General features: G+C 57.1%; 8 protein-coding genes. 3 read left to right on the top strand and 5 right to left on the bottom strand.

Annotation, left to right across the window (positions count from 1 at the left end; all coding sequences use genetic code 11):
- Window positions 1-122 (bottom strand): 30S ribosomal protein S17 (rpsQ, locus tag AC6RA8_RS21505; RefSeq protein WP_500355749.1); only part of this gene is annotated, 122 nt, incomplete at its 3' end.
- Between the two features lie 12 nt (window positions 123-134).
- Window positions 135-335 (bottom strand): 50S ribosomal protein L29, encoded by a 201-nt coding sequence (rpmC, locus tag AC6RA8_RS21500; RefSeq protein WP_039688614.1) that lies wholly within the window; start codon window positions 333-335, stop codon window positions 135-137.
- Between the two features lie 200 nt (window positions 336-535).
- Between rpmC and AC6RA8_RS21495 the strand changes: the two genes are divergently transcribed.
- From AC6RA8_RS21495 to AC6RA8_RS21485, 3 genes are all read left to right on the top strand, one after another.
- Window positions 536-949 carry a DUF6636 domain-containing protein gene (locus AC6RA8_RS21495; RefSeq protein WP_500355747.1) on the top strand — a complete coding sequence of 138 codons (414 nt, stop codon included), beginning with the start codon at window positions 536-538 and terminating at the stop codon, window positions 947-949.
- 40 nt (window positions 950-989) lie between these two features.
- On the top strand, window positions 990-1,610 hold the full coding sequence (locus AC6RA8_RS21490) for a TIGR02466 family protein (protein ID WP_500355745.1): 621 nt from the start codon (window positions 990-992) through the stop codon (window positions 1,608-1,610).
- A 103-nt stretch (window positions 1,611-1,713) separates the two neighbouring features.
- Window positions 1,714-2,571 (top strand): delta-class carbonic anhydrase, encoded by an 858-nt coding sequence (locus AC6RA8_RS21485; protein ID WP_500355743.1) that lies wholly within the window; start codon window positions 1,714-1,716, stop codon window positions 2,569-2,571.
- A gap of 298 nt (window positions 2,572-2,869) precedes the next feature.
- On the opposite strand, the gene AC6RA8_RS21480 is transcribed toward AC6RA8_RS21485, so the two are convergent.
- The 3 genes from AC6RA8_RS21480 to rpsC form a co-directional block, all read right to left on the bottom strand.
- Window positions 2,870-3,460 carry an SLATT domain-containing protein gene (locus AC6RA8_RS21480; protein ID WP_500355741.1) on the bottom strand — a complete coding sequence of 197 codons (591 nt, stop codon included), beginning with the start codon at window positions 3,458-3,460 and terminating at the stop codon, window positions 2,870-2,872.
- Window positions 3,461-3,617: 157 nt separating this feature from the next.
- On the bottom strand, window positions 3,618-4,031 hold the full coding sequence (rplP, locus tag AC6RA8_RS21475; RefSeq protein ID WP_189371464.1) for a 50S ribosomal protein L16: 414 nt from the start codon (window positions 4,029-4,031) through the stop codon (window positions 3,618-3,620).
- A 12-nt stretch (window positions 4,032-4,043) separates the two neighbouring features.
- On the bottom strand, window positions 4,044-4,357 hold a 314-nt coding region (rpsC, locus tag AC6RA8_RS21470), incomplete at its 5' end, for a 30S ribosomal protein S3 (RefSeq protein WP_500355739.1).

Below are 4,357 nucleotides of genomic sequence, written 5' to 3'. Positions count from 1 at the left end.
TTCTTGGACTTACGAATGGTCTTTTTCAGAACCGGGTGCGTAAAGCGGCGCTCGACGGACACGGTGACTGTTTGTGCGTTTGCGTCGGAGGTCACGACGCCTTGCAGGATACGCTTGGGCATTTCGTGCTCTCCTTACTCTGCCGCGTTGCGGGCTTGTTCATTGAGGATCGTCTTGACGCGGGCTGCGTCGCGACGGACCGAGCGCAGACGCGCCGGGTTCTCAAGCTGACCTGTGGCCTGCTGGAAACGCAGGTTAAAGGCTTCTTTCTTCAGATTTGCCAGCTCATCACGCAGCTGGTCCGGGGTTTTATCCCGAAGTTCCTGGGCGTTCATCGCCATTTTCCTTTTCAACATCACGAGGGTGCCGCCAAAGACGTTACACCGATTCCCGTGGAGTGGGTGAATAGAGTGGCCGTATAGGCCCATTGATCAACGCTGGCAAGCGCCTGACGAAGGATTTTTCAGAGTATTGACCGGTGGTCCAATCTCGTCATGGTGTTTACGTTAAAGTGGATCACGTCAAGGAGGGGACCTTGTCCAGTCGCATTGCATTTGTAATTTTGATTTTGAGCACCTTACCAACCCATGCCGATGTCTGGTCCTTTGAAACACCGTCCGAGAATATTCAGTGCTCGGTGGGCCAAGAAGTGAATTTTTCTGACATCTATTGCACCATCATCGAACGTGGCGGCCCCTTGGCCTACCCGCGTCCGGAAGGCTGCACCTCATCTGGCTGGGGACACATCTTCCTGATGGGCAATCGAGGCCCCGTATCGATGGATTGTCGCCCCCTGGATCGCAACCGAGACGCGCAATCGCAGGCCGACTATGGTGTGACTGCAACATTCGGCGGCATAACCTGCACGTCTGAACGGACGGGCCTGACGTGCCGCAACGAGGATGGGCACGGATTTTTTCTGTCGCGCAGATCGCAACAGGTCTTTTGACCCTCTCGCGTTCAGGGCGCGGCCGCGATAGAAGCCGGACATGCCAAAGATCACATCACTCTTCGCCACCCGCCTCTATCACGCGCCGCTCTCCGAATTTGACCCCAAGGTCGACCCGAACGAGCTCGAACAACACTGCTACGCCATCGCCGAGGATGACGAGGCGGGCCACGACTGGTGCGAGCGCGAGGGCTATCCCGGCTACACTTCCTACGCCTCGCTCGACGATCTCCCCTGGCGCTTCCCGATCGTTGCAGACTTGGTCAAAGCGCTCGACGCCCACGTTACCGCCTTCGCCAAAGAACTGGCGTTCGACCTGGGCGACAAGAAACTGAAGCTCGACAGCATCTGGATCAACATTCTGCCCGAGGGCGGCATTCACACCAGCCACATCCATCCCCATTCGGTGATCTCGGGCACGACCTATGTGGCAATGCCTGAAGGCACGAGCGCCTTGAAACTGGAAGACCCCCGCCTGCCGATGATGATGGCCTCACCGGGCCGCACCAAGGATGCGCCTGAAGACCTGCAACAATTCCACTACGCCAAACCCTCCGTGGGCGATGTCTTACTCTGGGAAAGCTGGCTGCGGCACGAAGTTCCCATGAACATGGCCGAGGACGAGCGCGTGTCGGTCAGTTTCAACTACGGCTGGGAATAGGATAACGAAACTGTCAGGCCAAGTCGGCGGAGCAAGCTGGCCACAACCCCAAGTCGAACATATTCTCTGAAACGCAACACTTTGTTTTCGGAGGATGACCTTAATGCCCCTTTGGCGCCTTGCCCTGTCAACGACCGCACTGTTTGTTTCACCTGCCCTGCTTTTCGCGGAAGATGCACCCGTCAGCGATGAGGTCATCGCCGCCCAACGCACGGCATTGGCCGCCGAGACCGCGGGCAAGGGATATGGACCACAGGCACCGCGCGATCTCAATACGCTCACCGGCAACAACGCTCGCGCGTTCGAGGCGGCCCCCGCCTATACGCAAATGAACCTCTGCAACATCCACTTCCACGAAGGAGCCGAGCATTCGGGCGGCGAGTTCACCACTTATATCGGCAACGGCGACGGCAAGGGCTACAATACCGGCTTTGCCTATGATGGTGAGTTGACCGAGGCGGAACTGGCACCAGTCGATTATCTCGTTGGCCCAGCGGGCAAGAACGGCGCGCTGGAACCCGGCGACACGATCGAAGTGCATTATGTGCACAGCACAGCATTGGTCGAACCCGGCCCTACGCTCGCCTCTTGCCTGAGCGACGCGATCATCAACCCCCAACTGCGCGTCGAGACACAGGTGTTCGTTCTGGTGAACGATGAAAGCGCAGGTGACTTCGTCGAACTGACCAAGGTCGGTATGGTGGACGGCTACCACCAGGCGCTGAACATCCCGTCCGACACGGGCACGCCCATCACCTATGCCGGATCAACCACCGGCCCCAGCTACAATGAAAAGGGTTCGCCCATTCAGGTCAGTTGGAGCGTGCGCCCCGAGGTGCAAAAGGTCCATATCGGCAGCATTCGGGCATGGTTCGCCGAAAACATCTTTGACGAACGCAAGGCCCACGGCGTGCGCAACCTGGTGACCAACCCCGACCTGATTTCCGATATCGACAGCTGAGAGAGGCGGACCTCAGCTCCGCCTTACCGGATGAGGGCCAACACACGGGTGTTGGCCCTTTGTATTGGATACGAACCGCGCCACCGACAGGCCACGGTCTGTCGATCCAACGACTATTCTGCAGCACTTTATGGCAGCCAAGTACATCTTCGATCCGAGAGACGTGTAGACATCACCCAATCGACAGGCCCGGGGGTGGCCCGTCGATGGCGCGGCGGCCTGCGGCCTTGATTCCGCACTCGCGGCCATGGCGCGTTCAAAAGAGGTATGGCGAGTTTTCTTCAACAATCCTTACAAATCAACGCAGATTTGGAATTTTGGGTGGGGATAGAGAGCCGCCATAATCGTCGCCGAAACTGGATAAAACTCTCTCCAAGTCACGTACCCATTCCTCAATTGGCACATCCGCGTCATTTTTCGTCTTCCCACTCACTTTGGCTGCCTTAAGGCGGTTTAGTATCGCGCTGTCAATTTTCACTCGAAGGCCCTTTAATGCCCAGGCTGCAGCAAACATTGCGGCATACCTCTTGTGCCAACCTTGCGCCTGTGAAACCGCGCCCACTAGGGCCGCAAGCGTTGCAAATGCGATCGAAACCGCCATCGCAGTTGATGCGCCATTGATGAACGATGCCGACGCACCTAACAGAATTGAAACGATTGCGATAAGAACCGTTCCGCCAATGAAGAAGTTGTAGTTTTTCAAAGCCCAATCTGCGTCAGAACGAAACTTTCCTTGCAATTCTATTACTCGGCTTCTCACAATTTCTACTCTGACAGCTAAATCGGGATCAGCCTTTCTAACAGAGACAAAGTTCAATCGGGCTCGGGTCGTCGGAGTGTCATACCTAAGAAACTCAATAACTTTAGGGTACTTCTCGTTTTCAGTCATTTCCAGCAAAGCCCAGATTTAATGTGTTAATGATACGAATTTGTACCAAAAAATAAACCCCCGACGCTCTCGCGCCGGGGGCTCTCAAACTCTACCGGGTGCCGCTCTCGTGCATTTGCCTTTGGCAAATACCCTGCCGCGCACGGTCAGAGAAGATTTACCAATCTTCTCTGACGACAACCCGCGTCTTGATCGGCAGCTTCATCGCCGCCAGACGCAGCGCTTCACGCGCAATATCATCATTCACACCGTCGATCTCGAACATCACGCGGCCGGGTTTGACCTTAGCCGCCCAACGGTCGACCGAGCCTTTACCCTTACCCATCCGCACTTCGATCGGCTTGGCGGTCACTGGCACGTCGGGGAAGATCCGGATCCAGACCCGGCCCTGACGTTTCATGTGACGTGTCATCGCACGACGTGCAGCTTCGATCTGACGGGCGGTGACCCGCTCAGGCTGCAGCGCCTTCAGGCCGTAGGTGCCAAAGTTCAGGTCGGACCCGCCCTTTGCCTTACCCTTGATCGAGCCTTTGAACTGCTTACGGAACTTCGTACGCTTTGGTTGAAGCATCTCTACTCTCCCTTAGCGACGGCCACCGGCGCCACGTGGGGCCGGACCGTCCTGGAGTTCTTGTGCCTTGCGGTCACGCGCTTGGGGATCGTGCTCCATGATCTCGCCTTTGAAGATCCAGGTTTTGATCCCGATGATGCCATAGGCGGTTTCCGCCTCGACATGTGCGTAATCGATGTCGGCACGCAGGGTGTGAAGCGGCACGCGGCCCTCACGGTACCACTCGGTGCGGGCAATCTCTGCCCCACCCAGACGACCGGCAACGTTCACGCGGATGCCCAGGGCACCCATACGCATGGCGTTCTGCACGGCGCGCTTCATGGCAC

This window comes from Tateyamaria sp. (assembly GCF_059783535.1).
This window is presented reverse-complemented; position numbering and strand designations above follow the sequence as displayed.

Bases quoted from the DNA above. Each gene is read 5' to 3' on its own strand.
- AC6RA8_RS21480 (WP_500355741.1), bottom strand. From the start codon at position 3,460: ATGACTGAAAACGAGAAGTACCCTAAAGTTATTGAGTTTCTTAGGTAT.
- rpmC (WP_039688614.1), bottom strand. From the start codon at position 335: ATGAACGCCCAGGAACTTCGGGATAAAACCCCGGACCAGCTGCGTGAT.
- AC6RA8_RS21485 (WP_500355743.1), top strand. From the start codon at position 1,714: ATGCCCCTTTGGCGCCTTGCCCTGTCAACGACCGCACTGTTTGTTTCA.
- AC6RA8_RS21490 (WP_500355745.1), top strand. From the start codon at position 990: ATGCCAAAGATCACATCACTCTTCGCCACCCGCCTCTATCACGCGCCG.
- rplP (WP_189371464.1), bottom strand. From the start codon at position 4,031: ATGCTTCAACCAAAGCGTACGAAGTTCCGTAAGCAGTTCAAAGGCTCG.